This window comes from Dietzia sp. IN118 (assembly GCF_032905965.1).
Taxonomy (GTDB): Bacteria; Actinomycetota; Actinomycetes; order Mycobacteriales; family Mycobacteriaceae; genus Dietzia; species Dietzia kunjamensis.
In genome coordinates this window covers 2,358,705-2,377,677 of the sequence record NZ_JAUMSR010000001.1, presented here as the reverse complement: position 1 = coordinate 2,377,677, position 18,973 = coordinate 2,358,705, and the positions used below count along the sequence as shown (strand labels likewise).

Sequence of the window (18,973 nt, the reverse complement as noted above, 5' to 3'; positions counted from 1 at the left end):
CGCGATGCTCAACCTCTACGACGCGGACGGGAAGATCCAGTTCGACGCGGACCGCCGGGCGGCGCGGGAGTACTTCCTGCAGCACGTCAACCAGAACACGGTCTTCTTCCACAACCTGGACGAGAAGCTCGACTACCTGGTCGAGAAGGACTACTACGAGCGCGAGGTGCTGGACCAGTACGCGCGCAACTTCGTCCGCGAACTGTTCGACCACGCATACGCCAAGAAGTTCCGCTTCCCGACCTTCCTCGGCGCCTTCAAGTACTACACCTCGTACACGCTCAAGACCTTCGACGGGAAGCGCTACCTCGAGCGCTACGAGGACCGCGTGTGCATGGTGGCGCTCACCCTCGCCGCCGGCGACCAGGTGCTGGCCCGCCAGCTGGTGGACGAGATCATCGACGGTCGATTCCAGCCCGCCACGCCCACGTTCCTCAACTCCGGCAAGAAGCAGCGCGGGGAGCCCGTCTCGTGCTTCCTGCTGCGCATCGAGGACAACATGGAGTCCATCGGCCGCAGCATCAACTCCGCGCTGCAGCTGTCCAAGCGCGGCGGTGGCGTGGCATTGCTGCTGTCCAACCTCCGTGAGCACGGCGCGCCCATCAAGCACATCGAGAACCAGTCCTCGGGCGTCATCCCCGTGATGAAGCTGCTGGAAGACTCGTTCTCCTACGCCAACCAGCTCGGGGCCCGCCAGGGTGCCGGCGCCGTGTACCTGCACGCGCACCACCCGGACATCTTCAAGTTCCTCGACACCAAGCGTGAGAACGCGGACGAGAAGATCCGCATCAAGACGCTCTCCCTGGGCGTGGTGATCCCGGACATCACCTTCGAGCTCGCCAAGCGCAACGACGACATGTACCTGTTCTCGCCGTACGACGTCGAGCGGATCTACGGCAAGCCGTTCGCGGACGTCGACATCTCGGAGCACTACCACGAGATGGTCGAGGACAGCCGGATCAAGAAGACCAAGATCAACGCCCGGCACTTCTTCCAGACCGTCGCCGAGCTGCAGTTCGAGTCCGGCTACCCGTACATCATGTACGAGGACACCGTGAACCGGGCCAACCCGATCGCCGGCAAGATCACGCACTCCAACCTGTGCTCGGAGATCCTCCAGGTCTCCACGGCCTCGGAGTTCAACGAGGACCTGAGCTACTCCGAGGTGGGCAAGGACATCTCCTGCAACCTCGGTTCGCTCAACATCGCCAAGGCCATGGACTCGCCGGACTTCGGTCAGACCATCGAGACGGCGATCCGGGGACTGACCGCGGTCTCCGACCAGACCCACATCGACTCCGTGCCCTCGATCGAGCGGGGCAACTCGGAGTCGCACGCGATCGGCCTGGGGCAGATGAACCTCCACGGCTACCTCGCGCGTGAGCGGATCCACTACGGATCCGAGGAGGGTGTCGACTTCACCAACATCTACTTCTACACCGTGCTCTACCACGCGCTCCGGTCGTCCAACGCGATCGCGCGGGAGCGCGGGACCTGGTTCGCCGGGTTCCCGGAGTCGAAGTACGCCTCGGGTGAGTTCTTCGACAAGTACACCGACCAGGTGTGGGAGCCGGCCACCGACCGGGTCCGAACGCTGTTCTCCGAGGCCGAGGTGACCATCCCCACGCAGGAGGACTGGCGCGCGCTGAAGGCCGACGTGCAGAAGTACGGCATCTACAACCAGAACCTCCAGGCCGTGCCGCCGACGGGGTCGATCAGCTACATCAACAACTCGACCTCGTCGATCCACCCCGTGGCGTCGAAGATCGAGATCCGCAAGGAGGGCAAGATCGGGCGCGTCTACTACCCGGCGCCCTACCTGACCAACGACAACCTGGACTACTACCAGGACGCGTACGAGATCGGCTACGAGAAGATCATCGACACGTACGCGGCGGCTACCCAGCACGTCGACCAGGGCCTGTCGTTGACCCTGTTCTTCAAGGACACGGCCACCACCCGTGAGGTCAACCGAGCCCAGATCTACGCGTGGCGCAAGGGCATCAAGACCCTGTACTACATCCGCGTGCGTCAGCTCGCGCTCGAGGGCACCGAGGTCGAGGGCTGCGTCTCGTGCATGCTCTGACCGCCCGGCCGCAGGCCTGCGTCCCGAACCCCACACGTCCCCAGGAGGAGATCCGATGACCGCCGAGCTGCACGCTCCGGGATCCCACAGTCCCGCCGCCGGCATCCAGCCCAAGCTGGTCGACCGGGTGTCGGCCATCAACTGGAACCGCGTCCCCGACGAGGTCGACGATCAGGTGTGGGGCCGGCTCACCACCAACTTCTGGCTGCCGGAGAAGGTGCCGGTCTCCAACGACATCCCGTCGTGGCAGACCCTGACCGAGTACGAGCAGCAGCTCACCACCCGCGTCTTCACCGGCCTGACCCTGCTGGACACCCTGCAGGGCACGGTCGGCGCCGTCAGCATGATCCCCGACGCGTCGACCCCGCACGAGGAGGCGGTGCTCACCAACATCGCGTTCATGGAGTCGGTGCACGCCAAGAGCTACTCGACGATCTTCTCCACGCTGTGCTCGACGCCCCAGGTGGACGACGCGTTCCGCTGGGCGGAGGAGAACCCCTTCCTCCAGAAGAAGGCCAAGATCGTGCTCGGCTACTACGCGGGGGACGATCCGCTCAAGCGCAAGATCGCCTCGGTGATGCTCGAGTCGTTCATGTTCTACTCGGGCTTCTACCTGCCCATGCGGTGGTCCTCGCGGGCCAAGCTCACCAACACCGCCGACGTCATCCGGCTCATCATCCGCGACGAGGCGGTGCACGGCTACTACATCGGGTACAAGTACCAGCGCGCCCTCGAGCACGTCACCCAGTCAGAGCGGGACGAGCTCAAGGACTACACTTTCGAGCTGCTGTTCGAGCTGTACGACAACGAGGCGGACTACACCGAGGATCTCTACGATCCGGTGGGGTGGACTGAGGACGTCAAGAAGTTCCTGCGGTACAACGCCAACAAGGCGCTGATGAACATGGGCTACGAGGGCATGTTCCCGAAGGACGAGACCGACGTCGATCCGGCGATCCTGTCGGCCCTGAGCCCCAACGCCGACGAGAACCACGACTTCTTCTCCGGCTCCGGCAGCTCGTACGTCATGGGTAAGGCCGAGGCCACCGAGGACGAGGACTGGGACTTCTGACGCACCGGTTCTGACCCACGACGCCCCTGCGACCGAACACGGTCGCAGGGGCGTCGTCGTCTCACGGTCGTGGAGGGACTGCTGGCTACCCGTCCGGTGCGACCCCGTTGATCGATCCCCGGATGTCGTCGAGGACCGCCCGCGCCGCCACCGGGCCCGCGCCCTCCCACACGGCACGGTCCACCACGAACACGCGCTGCGATCCCACGGCGTCGAGGTCCGTCCACCTGTCCGAGGCGAAGACCTCCCGCGCCGCGTCCTCGGAGCTGGCCTCGCCTCCGACCACCGCGAAGATCACATCCCCGTCCAGCTCGTCACCCAGGGCCGGGGACTGGGGCAGGGGCGGGACGCGCTCGCCGTCGCGCGTGCGTTGCGCCGGGGGCCGTTCGGCACCCACGGCCTCGAGCATCAGGGAGCCCAGCGTGTCCGGCCGCTGCACCTCTATGCCGTCACCCTCCCCTCCGGTCACCGACACCAGGGAGACCCGGGTGTCCGACGGGGTGGTCGCGTCGGCGGTGCGCTGCGCCCGCTCGATCACCTCCAGCAGGAGATCGCCGCCGGCGCGGGGCCGACCGTAGGCGTCGGCGATCGCCTCGGTGGCCTCCGTCCAGTCCACGATGTCGGCGTCGTAGACCACGGTGGGGGCGACATCAGTCACGGCGGCGACGACGGCCGGGTCCACCTCGTCCGACCCGGCCAGCACGATGAGGTCCGGACGCAGTTCCCGCGCGGCCCGCGCGACCTCGTCGGGGTCCCCGCCGACGAGGGGACCGACCGTCGGGAGTCCGGTCAGTGAGTCGGGCAGGTAGACGTCCGCACCGTCGGGTAGGCCGAACGTGCCGACGACGAGGTCCTGCAGCCCGAGGGCACAGGCCGTGTCCACCGCGCCTGTGCCGAGCGCCAGGATCCTCTCCGGCGACCGCGGCACCTCCACCCGGTCCGGACCCGGCCCCTCCGTGGGGACCCTGCGGTCACCCGGCCCGGGGAACTCCGCGGGGACCGGTGCCGGGGCGCACGACTCCTCCGGCTCCGCCGAGCGCTGCAACTCCTCGCCGGCCATCCGCGACGGGGTCGTCGTAATCGGGTGCTCGACCATGTCGACGGGGGAGGGGCCACACGCCACGAGCGTCAGCCCGGCCGCCACGGGGACCGCCGCCCTGACGGCGCGCCGGGCATACCCCCGCGCGGGGTGTCGGCGGGGGGCGGTCACGGAATCGGTCATGGGACAACAGCCTAGGAGATCGGCCGAGAAGGGCCGCTCACGCGGAGGTCGCGGGCGGGCGGTGGGTACCTGTCCCGGGCTGCCGGACCACGGCGTGATTAGCGGGGGTGACCACCGGTGACGAGTTCGACGGGGCGGGTGGACGTCTCTCTCAGGCGGGGGTTAGGATTGCGGTCACGCACTATTCCTATGCGTTCGACGTGGGGTCGGTGGTTCGACCCGCGACGTCGGGTGAGGCGTTCAGGAGGACCCTTATGACCGCAGTGGCCCCCAAGCCGGTCCACGAACTCGACCACCCGCCGGGTGAACCCACGGGTGATGCCCGGCCGGGTTCGTTCGTGTGGAAGATGCTGACGACGACCGACCACAAGTTGCTCGGCATCATGTACATCGTCACCTGCTTCATCTTCTTCTTCGCCGGCGGCCTCATGGCACTGCTCATCCGGGCGGAGCTCTTCTTCCCGGGTATGCAGTTCCTGTCGAATGAGCAGTACAACCAGCTGTTCACCATGCACGGCACGGTGATGCTGCTGCTCTACGGAACCCCGATCGTCGTCGGGTTCGCGAACTACATCATGCCGCTGCAGATCGGCGCCCCCGACGTGGCGTTCCCGCGCCTCAACGCGTTCGGCTTCTGGCTGTTCGCGGCGGGCGGCACGATCATGCTCTCCGGCTTCCTGACCCCCGGTGGCGCGGCGTCCTTCGGCTGGACCATGTACATGCCGCTGGCGGACAAGATCCACTCGCCGAACGTCGGCGCGGACCTCTGGATCCTCGGTGTCGGCATCGGCGGCATCGGCACCATCCTCGGTGCCGTCAACTTCGTCACCACCATCATCTGCCTGCGCGCACCGGGTATGACCATGTTCCGGATGCCGATCTTCACGTGGAACATCCTCGTGGCGTCGGTCCTCATGCTCCTGATCTTCCCGCTGCTCACCGCGGCCGCACTCGGCGTCTTCTACGACCGCACCTTCGGTGGTCGCATCTACGATCCGGGCAACGGTGGCGCCATCCTGTGGCAGCACCTGTTCTGGTTCTTCGGTCACCCCGAGGTGTACGTCCTCGCGCTGCCGTTCTTCGGCATCGTCTCCGAGGTCTTCCCGGTCTTCTCCCGCAAGCCGCTCTTCGGCTACGCCGGCCTGGTCTTCGCGACCCTCGCGATCGCCGCACTGTCGATGGCCGTGTGGGCGCACCACATGTACGTCACCGGCGCGGTGCTGCTGCCGTTCTTCTCCTTCATGACGTTCCTCATCGCGGTCCCGACCGGCGTGAAGTTCTTCAACTGGATCGGCACGATGTGGCGCGGCAAGATGACCTTCGAGACGCCGATGCTGTTCGCCCTCGGCTTCATCATCACCTTCCTCTTCGGCGGTCTGACCGGCGTGATGATGGCCTCGGCGCCGATCGACTTCCACATCTCGGACACCTACTTCATCGTGGCGCACTTCCACTACACGCTCTTCGGCACCATCGTGTTCGCCACGTTCGCCGGCGTGTACTTCTGGTTCCCCAAGATGACGGGCCGGATGTACGACGAGCGGCTCGGCAAGATCCACTTCTGGTTGATCTTCATCGGTTTCCACACGACGTTCCTGGTGCAGCACTGGCTGGGCAACCAGGGCATGCCGCGCCGGTACGCCGACTACCTGGACTCGGACAACTTCACGGTCCTCAACCAGATCTCCACGGTCGGTTCGTTCATCCTCGGCATCGCGATGCTGCCGTTCATCTGGAACATCATCAAGAGCTGGCGCTACGGGGAGATCGTCACGGTCGACGACCCGTGGGGCGCGGGCAACTCCCTCGAGTGGGCGACCTCCTGCCCGCCGCCGCGCCACAACTTCGTGACGCTGCCCCGGATCCGCTCCGAGCGCCCCGCGTTCGAGTTGCACTACCCGCACATGAGCGAGCGGATGCGTGCGGAGGCCCACGTCGGTGGACGGGTCAAGGCACAGGACCCGGACTCGGCCAAGGATGTGGCCGACCGGGGACCATCCCCGCAGAAGGGCTGACCGCCCGCCCGTACTCACCCACGGGCGTAGGTCCCGGGAACCCCGTCGGCAGGCTCGTCCACCGGCGGGGTTTCCGCTTGTCAGGCCCCGCAACATCAGCACCGCCCTCCCCGATCACCTGTCAGGAGTACATGTGAGCACCACCGGCACCCCGGCTCTCCTCACCGTCACCGGGCCCGACCGCCCGGGCGTGACCGCGCGGGTGATGGCCGTCCTCGCGTCCCACCACGCCGATCTGGTCGACGTGGAGCAGGTCGTCGTCAACGGCCATCTGTCCCTGGGGCTCATGGTCAGGGTGGACGACGGCGCCGATGTCGTCACCGTCGTCCGGGAGCTCACCGAGCAGGTCCACGACCTCGGGATGCAACTCGAGGTCCAGTTCGACGACATCGCCCCCGCGGCCCCGCCCTCGACGCACGCGGTCGTGATCCTCGGCAGCCCCGTCCCGGCCTCGGCGTTCTCGGCCGTCGCCGGCTCGCTGGCCTCCATCGGCGCGAACATCGACACGATCCGCGGGATCGCCGACTACCCGGTCACGGGTATCGAGTTGCACGTGTCGACCGCCGGCCGGGACTCGGCCGACGATGCCCGCCTACGCGAGACCCTCGCCCCCCTCTCGGACGCCCACGGCGTCGACATCTCGGTGGACCGGGCCGGGCTCGGCCGTCGGTCCAAGCGACTGGTGGTGTTCGATGTGGACTCCACCCTCGTCCAGGGCGAGGTGATCGAGATGCTCGCCGCGCACGCGGGTAAGGAGGACGAGGTCCGGGCCGTCACGGAGCGTGCCATGCGCGGAGAGCTCGACTTCGCCCAGTCCCTGCACGAGCGTGTCGCGACGCTGGCAGGTCTGCCCGCCACCGTGCTGGACGAGGTCGCCTCGAGCATCGTGCTCACGCCCGGGGCCCGCACAACCATCCGCACGCTCAAGCGGCTGGGGATCCGCTGCGGGGTGGTCTCCGGCGGCTTCATCCAGGTGATCTCCGGCCTTGCCGAGGAGCTGGGACTCGACTTCGCCCGCGCCAACACCCTCGAGATCGTGGACGGCACGCTCACCGGCCGGGTGGTCGGCGAGGTGGTGGACCGCGAGGCGAAGGCCGCCTACCTCCGCGAGTTCGCCGACCAGCTCGGTATCTCCCTGAGCCAGACCGTCGCGGTCGGTGACGGCGCCAACGACATCGACATGCTCACCACCGCCGGGTTGGGGATCGCGTTCTGCGCGAAGCCCGCCCTCCGCGAGGTGGCGGACGCGTCGCTGTCCAAACCGTTCCTCGACACCGTGCTGTTCGTGCTGGGGATCACCCGCGACGAGATCGAGGCCGCGGACACCGCCGCCGGCACGTACCGCCGCGTCCCCCTGACGTGACCGGCACGCCCGGGGCGGGGGAGGGCGGTCCCGAGACCGGCGCGCCCGTGAACGGCGGCCCGGCGACCGGCGGCCCGGCGACCGGCGCCGCACTCGACTGGTGCCACGCCCGGCTCCGGGCGGGCTCGGCCGGCGCGGAGGACCCCGAGGATCGTGCGACCGTTCGGTCGATGCCGATCGTGCTGCACCTGCCCAAGGCGGACCCGCCGGCCCGGACCCCGCTGCTCGAGTCGGTGGCCGGCGCGGTCGCGGCGCTGTGCCTCGACGAACGGGTCGCGCCGGGAGGGCCGTGGCACGAGGCCTACGCCGCGTGGTTGGACGCCCGCATGCGCAAGATCGCCCGACGTGCCCGCGGCGCCCAGTGGCGGGCCTCGCTCGAGGTCCCCGGGGTGACCCGGGAAATCGACGGCGCCGCCGCTCGGGCGTTCGTCCCCGGCCCGGTGGACGAGGTGGACCCGCGACTGGGCCGACTGCAGATCGGCGGCACCGACCTCGAGCGTGACGAGCCCGGCGCGCCGCCCGAGGGGACGCCGGTGGTGTGGATCGACGGTGCGCTCGAGATGTCGACGGGAAAGGCGGCGGCGCAGGTCGGCCACGGGGTGATGCTGCTCATCGCCGCGATGGAACGCGATCGTCTCGATCGCTGGCTGGCCGACGGGCTCCCGGTCGCCGTCCGCGAAGCCGATCCCTCCCGGTGGCGGGACCTGGCTGAGGCGGTGGCCGCCGGGGCACCGGGAGTCGCCGCGGTGGTGGACGCCGGCTACACCGAGGTGGCGCCGGGGTCGCTCACGGTCATCGCCGTCGACGCCTGAACGGCGCTCGGGGAGCGTTCAGGCGTCGCGCAGGCGCTCCAGGGCGCCGGTCACGACGTCCTTGTCGGTGGTCTGCCAGAACGGCGGCAGGGAGGCGCGCAGGTAACCGCCGTACCGCGCGGTGACCAGGCGGGAGTCGAGCACCGCCACCACGCCGCGGTCCTCGGTGCGGCGGAGCAGCCGGCCCACGCCCTGGGCGAGCAGGAGGGCGGCGTGGTTACCGGCGACGGCGAGGAACCCGTTCCCCCCGCGGGCCGCCACCGCACGCTGACGCGCCGAGAGCAGCGGATCGTCGGGACGGGGGAACGGGATGCGGTCGATCACGACCAGCGACAGGGTCCGTCCCGGGACGTCGACGCCCTGCCACAGTGAGAGGGTGCCCACGAGGGTCGTCTCCTCGTCGGCGGCGAACGTGGCGACGAGGTTGGCCGTCGAGTCCTCGCCCTGGCAGAGGACGGGCGTGTCGAGTCGTTCGCGGAGCAGTTCGGCGGCCGCCTTCGCCGCGCGCATCGACGAGAACAGTCCGAGCGTGCGGCCCCCGGCGGCGGTGATGAGATCGACCAGTTCCTCCTCGGCCGCGGGGGACGGGCCCTCCCGGCCGGGCGCGGGGAGGTGAGCTGCCACGTAGAGGATGCCGTTGCGGCGGTAGTCGAACGGTGATCCCGCGTGGAGGCCCGTCCACCGCAGTGCGCTCGCGTCGTCGTCGGAGGGCGGTTCGAGCGACACCGCGCTCGCCGTGTCCGGGCGTGCTGACGAGGCGGGCGGCAGTCCCCAGGTGGCGGCGAGCCCGTCGAACTTCCCGCCCGTGGTGAGGGTCGCGGAGGTGAGGATCACCGTGGACTCGGCGAACAGGCGGGCACGCAGGAGCCCGGCGACGGACAGGGGAGCGACACGCAGGATCCGTCCTCGTCGTTCCTCCACGCTCATCCATACAATCTCTAGACGCTCGGTGACCGGCCGCTCGAACGAGGAGAGGATGCGGTCTGCGGCGTCGGCGATCTCGTCCAGCGCGGCGAGGGTCTTCTGACGGTCGGAGGCACCCTGTGGGTCACCGGCGGCCTCTCCGGGCTTGGGACCCGGGACCGCGCTGCGACAGTTCTCGGCGGTGTGGCGGACAGCGGCCAGCGCGAGGTCCGCGCCCTCGGGCATGAGGTCCCATCGCGCCTCGGGACAGATCTCCAGCAGCGTGGCGAGACCCTCCCCGGCGGCGACCATGCGGTCCGCGGTCTGCTGGTCGACGAGCTTCGCCGCCCGGCGCGCGGCCTGGATCACGGCCGCGCCGGTGAGTTCGGCGGTGGTCACGCCGGTCACTCGGTCGGACAACTCGTGGGCCTCGTCGATCACCACCGCGTCGTGTTCGGGCAGCACGGAGACATCGGTCATGGCGTCGATCGCGAGCAGCGCGTGGTTGGTCACCACCACGTCGGCGCGGCCGGCCTCCTGGCGTGCCAGTTCGGCGAAGCACTCGGAGAACTCGGGGCAGACCTGCCCCAGACACTCGCGACTGGTCACCGACACCTGCCGCCACGCCGCGTCGGAGACACCGCGGGGCAGGTCGTCGCGGTCGCCGGTGTCGGTGTCCTGCGCCCAGTCGTGCAGGCGGGCGATCTCGCGGCCCAGCCACGAGCTCGGGCCGGTGTCCCGGGGGGTGGCCTCACGTGGGGTGCGCGCGGCCGTGGACTCGCCGCCGAGGGGCAGGTCGAACAGTTCCTCGGTCTCCACCTCCTCCGGGTCGGCCTCGTCGACCGGCCCCGAGCTCACCCGGTGCAGGCACAGGTAGTTGCCCCGGCCCTTGAGGATCGCGTGGGAGGGACTCACGCCGAGTTCCGGGCGGAGCGCCTTGGACAGCCGCGGCAGGTCGCGGTCGACCAGCTGGTTCTGCAGCGCGATGGTCGCAGTGGAGACCACCACGGTGTTCCCGGTGGCCACGGCGTGGCGCAGCGCCGGCACCAGGTAGGCCAGGGACTTACCGGTGCCCGTCCCGGCCTGGACTGCGAGGTGTTCCCCCGTCGCCAGGGCGTTGCCCACGGCCTCGGCCATCGTCACCTGGCCCGTGCGTTCGCTGCCGCCCAGGCCCGCGACCGCGGTGGCGAGCAGGTCGGAGACGGGGGGGAGCGAGTCGGTCACGCGGATACCCTAGCGGCCGCACCGGACAGTGGCCCGGGCCGCCGGGCGGCTCGGGGGCAGACCTGGCCGGCTCGGGGGCAGACCCGGTCGGCTCGAGGCCCACCCGGATGCGTCGGCGGACGACCGACAGCTCCGCTCAGCGGGTGGCCGGGGGGATGACCCTCACGGGGATGGCGGGGTCGCCCTGACTCAGCGCGAGCCCCTCCCACGGCAGGGACACCATCACGGCGGCGTGGTGGGCGCGTGACTGCTCGAGGGTCGGGAGCCCGGGGACGGTCTCGCCGCCCCGGATCAGCGGGACCATGAGATCGCGCGTCTCGAGACCGGGCTCCTCGGGGGCGTCCCCGGACCACGGCAGCAGCACCTCCTCGACGGCGGTGCCCGAGCGGCGGTGGTGGCGGACCGCGCGCTTGGCTCCGGGCAGGGACTCCTTCTGTGCGGAGCGTTTGGCCACGGGGATCCCGTCGACCTCGACGAGTTTGTAGACCATGCCGGCGGTCGGGGCGCCCGAGCCGGTCACGAGCCGGGTGCCGACGCCGTACACGTCGACCGGCTCCGCGCGCAGAGCGGCGATCGCGTACTCGTCGAGGTCCCCGGAGACCACGATCCGGGTGTCGCGGGCGCCGAGGGCGTCCAGCTGACCGCGGACCTGGCGGGCGAGCACCCCCAGGTCCCCGGAGTCGATGCGGACGCCGCCGAGTCCGGGCCCGGCGACCTCGATCGCCGTCGCCACGCCCGTCGCGATGTCGTAGGTGTCCACCAGGAGGGTGGTGTCCGCACCGAGGGTCTTCACCTGCGAGCGGAAGGCGGCCGCCTCGTCCGGACCCTGCGGGCCGGTGTGCAGCAGGGTGAACGAGTGGGCGGACGTCCCGGCGGAGGGCACGCCGTGCCGGCGCGTCGCCTCCACGTTGGAGGTGGAGTCGAACCCGGTGAGGTAGGCGGCCCGGGCCGCGGCGACCGCTGCTTCCTCGTGTGTGCGGCGGGACCCCATCTCGATGATGGGGCGGCCGTACGCCGCGGAGGTCATCCGCGCGGCGGCGGAGGCGATCGCGCTGTCGTGGTTGAGCACGGACAGGACCAGGGTCTCGAGTACGACGCACTCCGCGAACCCGCCCCGGATGCTCAGCACGGGCGAGCCGGGGAAGAACAGTTCGCCCTCCGCGTAGCCGTCGACGTCACCCGTGAAGCGGAAGTCGCGGAGCCAGTCGGTGGTCCGCTCGTCGAGCGAATCCGACAGCGCCTCGATCTCCTCGTCGTCGAACCGGAAGTCCGCCACGCGTTCGAGGAGCCGACCGGTGCCGCCGACCACCCCGTACCGACGGCCGGAGGGCAGGCGTCGGGCGAAGACCTCGAACACACACGGCCGGTCGGCGGTGCCGTCCGCCAGGGCCGCCCGGATCATGGTGAGCTCGTACTTGTCCGTGAGCAGGGCGGTGGACGGTCGCCCGGTGGGGGGCGTGACATGGGAGGGAGTCGGCGGGGTCACGGGGGCGACTCTACGGCGTGGCCTACCCGGCGGGAATCCGTATCCTGGGTTCCATGCACCCTGTGACGACACCGCTTGCGGCCGTCCGGAGCACCGCCCCGGTGATGGCGATGCCGTCGGCCGCGCCCGTGGAGTCCACGGACGCGGACCTCGACGGTGGGGTGGACAGCCCCTGGCTCACCGTGGTCTGGGACGACCCGGTGAACCTGATGAGTTACGTGACGTACGTGTTCCAGCGGGTGTTCGGCTACAGCAGGGAGAAGGCGCATGACCTGATGCTCAAGGTCCACAACGACGGTCGGGCGGTCGTGTCGTCCGGCAGCCGCGACAAGGTCGAGAACGACGTCCGCAAGCTGCAGGAGGCCGGACTATGGGCCACGATGCAGCGGGAGGCGTGAGGCGGTGAAGGCGTGGCAGCGCAAGGCGTCCCTCGGTGGGGCGCGCATCAAGTCGGTCATGGAGAACCACGAGGTGCAGATCCTGCACGCCCTGGTCTCCAACGTCGTGGACATGCTCGAACAGCGCCGGGACTCCGCCCCACGCGATGAGCTGGCCGAGATCACGGGGATGCGCAGTGGCCACTCGCAGGTGCCCGCCGAGGCGCCCCTGGCGCGGTTGTTGCCGGACTTCCACCGCCCCGAGGCGGCCGACCGTGCGGACGGGTCCGACACGGACGGTGCGGCCGTCGCGCGGGCCCACAACTCGGGCATGCGGATGATCCACGAGCCGGCGATCATCGACGCGAAACTCGGCTGCGCGGGCGTGGTGTTGCGTTCGTTGCCGTCGCGGGGCGGGACGGTGTCGCTGACCCTCGAGCAGGCAAATTCCTGGATGCGCTGCCTCAACGACGTGCGACTGGGGCTGGGCGCGGTCCTGTTGGAGGCGGGCTCGTCCGACGGGACCGCCGCCACCGACATCCCCGAGTACGTGCCCGACGATGACCCCCGGTCCGCCCAGTTGGACGTGTACCACTGGCTGACCTTCATGCAGGACTCCCTGTGCACGGCCCTGGACGGGCTGTGAGACGACGGGCTGTGAGACGACGGGCTGTGAGACGACGGGCAATGAGGAGAACATCGTGAACCGAGACCCCCGTTCGCCGTGGCCGGGTACCGGCGCCGGCCCGACCCGCCCGGTAGACCCGGGACCGCGGCGCTGGCCGGCCCTGGTCCTGCTGTGGTCGTTCGTCGCCCTGATGTGGGTGGTCGAGGCGGCGGACCAGGTGTTGCTGCGGGTCACCGGGGAGCCCCAGGTGCTCGACGGCTACGGTGTCAGCCCCCTGGCGACGGACGGGCTGCTCGGCATCGTGTTCCAGCCGTTGCTGCACGGGGACTGGGCGCACCTGATCGGCAACTCGATCGCCCTGCTCGTGCTGGGGTCGATCATCGCCCTGTCCGGGATCCGGCCGCTGGTCACCGTCACCCTCGTGTCGTGGCTGATCTCGGGAGTGGTGTCCTGGTTGCTCGGCGGCACCGGGACCGTCCACATCGGGGCCTCCGGGATCGTGTTCGGCTACATCTTCTACGTCATCGTCCGGGGCTTTTTCTCCCGGCGCATCCTGCACCTGGTGATCGGACTGGTCATCGGCTTCTACTACGGGCTCGAGGCGCTGGCGGGCCTGTCGCCGATGCTGGACGGAGTGTCCTGGCAGGGCCATCTCGGGGGCGCGATCGGCGGCGTGGCGTCGGCGTACGGCCTCAAGCGCGACCGGAAACCGCAGCAGCAGCTCGCCACCCAGCCGCGGTGGTCCGCCGGACCGCGGAGGTGACGCGCCCCGACCCGCAGGCTCCCATCGGGGTGTTCGACTCCGGTGCCGGCGGTCTGACGGTGGCCCGGGCGATCGTGGACCAGTTACCCGATGAGTCGGTGGTCTACGTCGGTGACACCGCCAACGGGCCGTACGGTCCGTTGCCGCTGGCCGAGGTCCGGGCGCACGCCCTCGCGGTGGCGGACCAACTCGTCGACCGCGGGGTCAAGGTGTTGGTGATCGCGTGCAACACGGCGTCGGCGGCGATGCTCCGCGACGCCCGCGAGCGCTACCCGGTGCCGGTCGTGGAGGTCATCCAGCCGGCGGCCCGGCGCGCGGTGGCCACCACCCGGTCGGGCCGGATCGGGGTCATCGCCACGCGCGCGACGGTGGCGTCGCGGGCATACGACGACGCGGTGGCCGCGGCCGCCGGGATCGAGCTGACGTCGGTGGCGTGTCCGAAGTTCGTCGAGTTCGTCGAGCGCGGTATCACCAGTGGCCGTCAGGTGCTCGGGTTGGCGGAGGCGTATCTCGCCCCGATCCGCGACGCCGACGTCGACACCCTGGTGCTGGGCTGCACCCACTACCCGTTGCTGTCCGGTGTGGTGCAGCTGGCGGCGGGGGACCACGTCACGCTGGTCTCGAGCGCTGAGGAGACCGCCAAGGACGTGCTGCGGGTACTCACCGCGCAGGACTTGTTGCGGCCACACGACGCGGCCGAGCCGGCGACCCACGAGTACCTCGTCACCGGTGATCCCGACGCCTTCCGCCGGGTGGCGTCACGGTTCCTCGGCCCCGGTCTGGTGACCGTCGGGCGGGCGGTGTCGGACTGATGGACGCCGACGCGCCTCGCGGGCACAGCCGCGAACACCACGACACGCGGTGCGGCGTGGCACGATGGTGCCCATGTTTCTGACTGTCCTCGGGTGCTCGGGAAGTATCGGTGGACCCACCTCGCCGGCGTCCGGGTATCTGGTGGAGGTCGACGGTCTCGCCCCCGTGGTGATCGACATGGGGCCCGGTGTCCTCGGCGCGCTGCAACGACACGTGGCCCCCGAGGACGCGACGGTCCTGCTGTCCCACCTCCACGCCGACCACTGCCTGGATGTCCCGAGTCTGTTGGTCCTGCGGCGCTTCGGCCCAGGTGCGAAGGGCGCGGGCCGCGTGCCGCTGGTCGGGCCGTCCGGGACGGCCTACCGGATCGGGGTGGCGTCGGCGGAGGAGCCGGGGACGGTCGACGACCTGTCGGACACGTTCGACGTGGCCACGTGGGACGTCGCGCCCGAGGTGGAGATGAGGGGCGACGACGACGAGGTGGCCCTGAGCGTGCGGGCCGACCGGGTGGAGCATCCTCCGGAGTCGTACGGAATGCGCCTGACCTCCCGTAGCGGCCGGGTCCTGGCGTACAGCGGGGACACCGCCTATTGCGATGCCCTGGTCGAGCTGGCGGTCGGCGCGGACGTCCTGCTCTGTGAGGCGTCCTGGACGCACGAGGAGGGACGCCCGCCGGGCATCCACATGTCGGGGGCGGAGGCGGGCCTTACCGCTCACCGCGCCGGCGTGGGTCGTCTCGTGCTGACCCACATCCCGCCGTGGGTGGACCGCGAGGCGGTCCGCGCGGAGGCGGCCGCCGAGTTCGGCGGGGAGATCCTGCTGGCGGAGCCGGATCTGCGGATCACCGTCTAGGTGGCGGGCCGGCACCACCCGACCCCTCCCGGCCCCGTCCCTCCCCGCTACGGCCCCTCCCACGCCGCCTGCACCTCAGGCGTGGGCGTCCGGCGGCTAGGATCGGCGGTCGTGACCTCATCGAGCATCAGCAGAGCAGACGGACGCGGCGACGCCGACCTGCGTGACGTGACCATCACGCGGGGATTCACCTCGCACCCGGCTGGGTCGGTCCTCGTCACCTTCGGGCAGACCCGCGTCATGTGTACGGCCAGCGTCACCGAGGGCGTGCCGCGGTGGCGCAAGGGTTCGGGCCTGGGGTGGCTGACGGCGGAGTACGCGATGCTGCCGGCCGCGACCCACGAGCGCTCGGGCCGGGAGTCGGTCCGCGGCAAGGTGGGCGGACGCACCCACGAGATCAGCCGCCTGGTGGGCCGCTCCCTGCGGGCCTGCATCGACCTGTCCGCGCTGGGGGAGAACACCATCGCCCTGGATTGCGACGTCCTGCAGGCCGACGGCGGGACACGGACCGCGGCGATCACCGGCGCGTACGTGGCCCTGGCGGACGCGATCACGTGGCTGCAGGCCAAGGGCGCGGTCACCGGCAACCCGCTCACCGGGGCGGTCGCCGCGGTGAGCGTCGGCGTCGTCGACGGCCGCGTCCTGTGCGACCTGCCCTATGAGGAGGATTCGCGGGCCGAGGTGGACATGAACGTGGTGTGCACCGACGGAGGCAAGCTCATCGAGGTCCAGGGGACCGCCGAGGGCGCGGCGTTCGGCCGCGACCTGCTGGACGCGATGCTCGACTCGGCGCAGGCCGGCTGCGAGCGACTTTTCGAGATACAGCGCGAAGCCCTCGCGGCGCCGTACCCGGGCGAGTTGCCCTCGCCGCCGGCCGCACGGAACCGGGGGCGGTAGTCGTGACCGTTCGCCTGGTGGTCGCGAGCCGTAATGCCAAGAAGCTGGCCGAGCTGCGCCGGGTGCTGGAGTCGGCGGGGATCGTCGGCATCGAGCCGGTGGGGCTGGACGAGGTGCCGGAGTACCCGGAGGAGCCCGAGGACGGCGCCACCTTTGCGGACAACGCGCTGATCAAAGCCCGGTCCGGTGCGCTGGCGACCGGCCTGCCGTGCCTGGCGGACGACTCGGGACTGGCGGTGGACGCCCTGAACGGGATGCCCGGGGTGCTCTCGGCGCGCTGGTCCGGACGGCACGGCGACGACGCCGCCAACAACGAACTCCTGCTCGCGCAGTTGTCCGACGTCCCGGACGAACGCCGGGGGGCGGCGTTCGTCTCGGCGTGCGCGCTGGTCGGACCGGGCGTGCCCGGCGAGGTCGTCGAGGAGGGCCGCTGGCCGGGGCGCGTGCTGCGGGAGTCGCGCGGGGAGGGCGGGTTCGGGTACGACCCGCTGTTCCTGCCCGAAGGGTCGGATCGTGCGGCAGCTGAGCTCAGCCCGCAGGAGAAGGACGCGGACTCACACCGCGGCCGTGCCCTGCGCGCCCTCGTTCCGGCCCTGCGCGTGCTCGCCGAGCGCGGCTGACAGCACCGCGGCCTGACAGCACCGCGGCTGACAGCACCCCGGCTGACAGCACCCCGACGAGAAGGACGTTCCGCACACGTCGCCCGAGAGGCGAGGGTGCGGAACGTCCTTGTCGATGACGGGGTGGGTGGGTCAGACCGCGTACTCGGTGCGCACGTCGCGGGTCCGCTTGTGCTCGAACCAGAACGACAGGAACGGGATCGTCCCCGCCAGCGCGGTGAGCAGGGTCCGAGACGCGGGCCAGCGGGCCTTGATCGCCAGGTCGAGCGTCATGAAGAGGTACAGGATGTAGAACACACCGTGGGCCTGACCGATGTAGGTGAACCAGTCCGGGGCGTCGGACGAGTTCTCCAAGATCAGGTACTTGTAGATCATCTCCACGGTGAGTACGAGCAACCACACGCCGGTGATCCAGGCCAGGACCCGATAGCGCTTGAGCGCGCCGGCGATCCTGCCCCCCGGATCGGGCTTGCGGTTGTCGGTCTGCTGGGTGGCTGCGGCGGTCATGAAGCAGGCTTCTCCTGATGGGTGCCGTCGGCCCGGTCTTTCCGGGCGAGTTCGGCGAGATAAGAGTTGTAGGCGTCCAGGCCCTCGTCCCGGACCGCTTCGTCACGGGCGGGTCGACGCGTCGGCAGCAGGTCCGAGGGGATCTCCGTCATGACGGGGCCGCGGCGCCGGCCGATTCGGTTCTTCCTGGTGATCGCAGTGACTCCGGAGGGCCGGCCGACCTCGTCGTCGTCGCCGTCGTCGTCGCCGCCGCCGTCTTCCGCGTCGCCCCCCGCGCGGTGCCCACCGTCGACGCCGTCCGCGGCGGCGATCCGGTCACCCTCGTCGGCCTCCATGCGCACGTACTTCAGGTACGCGTAGACGAGGAACCCGGCGAGGAACGGCCACATGAACGTGTACCCGAGGTTCTGCGCGGTCCCGGTGGCCTCCTGGTAGCGGGCGAGCTGCCACAGCCCCATGCCCATGCAGAAGATCGCCCCCAGGACGACGAACGCGATCCACGCCGGGCGGTGCTTGACCCTGGTCCGCGCCGGGTCGCCGGAAGCCGTGGCACTTCCGGTCGCGTGGGAGCCAAGGGTGTCGGACACGCCTCCACGGTACCGCTGACCACACGGTAAACTCATCTCGCCCGGTACCCCCGGGTGACGCGCCCGTGGCGGAATTGGCAGACGCGCTGGATTTAGGTTCCAGTGTCTACGGACGTGGGAGTTCAAGTCTCCCCGGGCGCACTGGTCTTTCCACTCGGATCGGGTGATCAGGATGAGGAACCGGATGGCCGCGAGAGCAGCGGCCGCGTCGTTGATCCTGGCCGCCTCGACGGTGGTGGCCGGCTGCGCGCAGGTGGATGTCGCGGTGGACCGGGGCCTCTCGTCGAAGGCCCCCGGGGATCAGGCTGCGGTCGAGCCCCCGGCGGATCCGTCCCCGGTAGAAGCGGAGACGAACGTACAGCGGAGCGAGAACGGCCTTCCGCCCCTGGACGCCAGCGAGAGGCTCCGCGACAGTGCCTGCGCGAAAGCGGACGACATGATCGCGAGGGACTACTGGGGGCACACCGCGCCCGATGGCAGCGGCGGCCCGTCCACGTTCATCCGGCAGGCCGGTGTCGACTACTCCAGGGCTGCCGAGAACCTGTTCTATTCGTCCACGGGCGGTCCGGATCCGGTCGCCAACTGGATGCAGAGCCCGGGCCACAGGGAGAACATCCTCGATCCGGACCTCACCCGCGTGGGTGTCTGCCTGCGGACGGCCGCGTACCAGGGTCTCCCGGAGGCTCATCTCTACGTCCAGCACTTCGCCACCCCGATGTCGGAGAGGTAGAAGGAACCGTCGTGGT

At 70.2% G+C, this 18,973-nt stretch carries 18 protein-coding genes and 1 tRNA gene; 14 read left to right on the top strand and 5 right to left on the bottom strand.

What is annotated here, in order from left to right:
* Positions 1-4 precede the first annotated feature (4 nt).
* Both nrdE and nrdF read left to right on the top strand, forming a co-directional pair.
* A complete protein-coding gene (nrdE, locus tag Q2K20_RS11420) occupies positions 5-2,086 on the top strand; it encodes a class 1b ribonucleoside-diphosphate reductase subunit alpha (RefSeq protein ID WP_067712491.1) in 2,082 nt (693 codons plus the stop codon).
* 55 nt (positions 2,087-2,141) lie between these two features.
* Positions 2,142-3,158, top strand: coding sequence for a class 1b ribonucleoside-diphosphate reductase subunit beta (gene nrdF / locus Q2K20_RS11415; RefSeq protein WP_069388457.1), 1,017 nt, complete (start codon positions 2,142-2,144; stop codon positions 3,156-3,158).
* An 85-nt stretch (positions 3,159-3,243) separates the two neighbouring features.
* Here the strand turns inward: nrdF and Q2K20_RS11410 are convergent, their stop codons facing one another.
* Positions 3,244-4,380 carry an ABC transporter substrate-binding protein gene (locus Q2K20_RS11410; protein ID WP_253695430.1) on the bottom strand — a complete coding sequence of 379 codons (1,137 nt, stop codon included), beginning with the start codon at positions 4,378-4,380 and terminating at the stop codon, positions 3,244-3,246.
* A gap of 254 nt (positions 4,381-4,634) precedes the next feature.
* Between Q2K20_RS11410 and ctaD the strand changes: the two genes are divergently transcribed.
* From ctaD to Q2K20_RS11395, 3 genes are all read left to right on the top strand, one after another.
* Positions 4,635-6,395, top strand: coding sequence for a cytochrome c oxidase subunit I (gene ctaD / locus Q2K20_RS11405; protein WP_268099446.1), 1,761 nt, complete (start codon positions 4,635-4,637; stop codon positions 6,393-6,395).
* Between the two features lie 133 nt (positions 6,396-6,528).
* A complete protein-coding gene (gene serB / locus Q2K20_RS11400) occupies positions 6,529-7,758 on the top strand; it encodes a phosphoserine phosphatase SerB (protein WP_159149094.1) in 1,230 nt (409 codons plus the stop codon).
* The gene (locus tag Q2K20_RS11395; RefSeq protein ID WP_410494194.1) at positions 7,755-8,570 is read left to right on the top strand and encodes a peptidyl-tRNA hydrolase; all 816 of its coding nucleotides are present in this window, start codon (positions 7,755-7,757) and stop codon (positions 8,568-8,570) included. Before serB ends, Q2K20_RS11395 begins: the two co-directional genes overlap by 4 nt.
* Positions 8,571-8,588: 18 nt before the next feature.
* Here the strand turns inward: Q2K20_RS11395 and Q2K20_RS11390 are convergent, their stop codons facing one another.
* Together Q2K20_RS11390 and Q2K20_RS11385 are read right to left on the bottom strand one after the other, a co-directional pair.
* A complete protein-coding gene (locus Q2K20_RS11390; RefSeq protein ID WP_317176803.1) occupies positions 8,589-10,697 on the bottom strand; it encodes an ATP-dependent DNA helicase in 2,109 nt (702 codons plus the stop codon).
* Positions 10,698-10,833: 136 nt separating this feature from the next.
* Positions 10,834-12,183 (bottom strand): nicotinate phosphoribosyltransferase, encoded by a 1,350-nt coding sequence (locus Q2K20_RS11385; protein ID WP_317176802.1) that lies wholly within the window; start codon positions 12,181-12,183, stop codon positions 10,834-10,836.
* 53 nt (positions 12,184-12,236) lie between these two features.
* Between Q2K20_RS11385 and clpS the strand changes: the two genes are divergently transcribed.
* From clpS to Q2K20_RS11350, 7 genes are all read left to right on the top strand, one after another.
* A complete protein-coding gene (gene clpS / locus Q2K20_RS11380; RefSeq protein WP_096907308.1) occupies positions 12,237-12,581 on the top strand; it encodes an ATP-dependent Clp protease adapter ClpS in 345 nt (114 codons plus the stop codon).
* A gap of 4 nt (positions 12,582-12,585) precedes the next feature.
* Positions 12,586-13,206: a DUF2017 domain-containing protein gene (locus Q2K20_RS11375; protein ID WP_067719968.1), complete on the top strand. Its 621-nt coding sequence runs from the start codon at positions 12,586-12,588 to the stop codon at positions 13,204-13,206.
* A gap of 55 nt (positions 13,207-13,261) precedes the next feature.
* Complete coding sequence (locus tag Q2K20_RS11370; protein WP_159148732.1) at positions 13,262-13,951, top strand: rhomboid family intramembrane serine protease; 690 nt, start codon at positions 13,262-13,264, stop codon at positions 13,949-13,951.
* Positions 13,948-14,763 carry a glutamate racemase gene (gene murI, locus Q2K20_RS11365; RefSeq protein WP_132062088.1) on the top strand — a complete coding sequence of 272 codons (816 nt, stop codon included), beginning with the start codon at positions 13,948-13,950 and terminating at the stop codon, positions 14,761-14,763. Before Q2K20_RS11370 ends, murI begins: the two co-directional genes overlap by 4 nt.
* 73 nt (positions 14,764-14,836) lie before the next feature.
* Positions 14,837-15,616, top strand: coding sequence for an MBL fold metallo-hydrolase (locus tag Q2K20_RS11360; RefSeq protein ID WP_154830506.1), 780 nt, complete (start codon positions 14,837-14,839; stop codon positions 15,614-15,616).
* Between the two features lie 111 nt (positions 15,617-15,727).
* Positions 15,728-16,513 carry a ribonuclease PH gene (rph, locus tag Q2K20_RS11355; RefSeq protein WP_132062084.1) on the top strand — a complete coding sequence of 262 codons (786 nt, stop codon included), beginning with the start codon at positions 15,728-15,730 and terminating at the stop codon, positions 16,511-16,513.
* Positions 16,514-16,515: 2 nt separating this feature from the next.
* Positions 16,516-17,133, top strand: a complete 618-nt coding sequence (locus Q2K20_RS11350) for a non-canonical purine NTP pyrophosphatase (RefSeq protein ID WP_120286375.1) — start codon at positions 16,516-16,518, stop codon at positions 17,131-17,133.
* A 132-nt stretch (positions 17,134-17,265) separates the two neighbouring features.
* Here the strand turns inward: Q2K20_RS11350 and Q2K20_RS11345 are convergent, their stop codons facing one another.
* Together Q2K20_RS11345 and Q2K20_RS11340 are read right to left on the bottom strand one after the other, a co-directional pair.
* Positions 17,266-17,640, bottom strand: coding sequence for a DUF3817 domain-containing protein (locus Q2K20_RS11345; protein WP_120286374.1), 375 nt, complete (start codon positions 17,638-17,640; stop codon positions 17,266-17,268).
* Positions 17,637-18,227 (bottom strand): hypothetical protein, encoded by a 591-nt coding sequence (locus Q2K20_RS11340; RefSeq protein WP_159148730.1) that lies wholly within the window; start codon positions 18,225-18,227, stop codon positions 17,637-17,639. Before Q2K20_RS11340 ends, Q2K20_RS11345 begins: the two co-directional genes overlap by 4 nt.
* A 59-nt stretch (positions 18,228-18,286) precedes the next feature.
* Between Q2K20_RS11340 and Q2K20_RS11335 the strand changes: the two genes are divergently transcribed.
* Positions 18,287-18,368, top strand: a tRNA-Leu gene (locus Q2K20_RS11335).
* Between the two features lie 43 nt (positions 18,369-18,411).
* Complete coding sequence (locus tag Q2K20_RS11330) at positions 18,412-18,957, top strand: CAP domain-containing protein (protein ID WP_269503071.1); 546 nt, start codon at positions 18,412-18,414, stop codon at positions 18,955-18,957.
* Positions 18,958-18,973 lie beyond the last annotated feature (16 nt).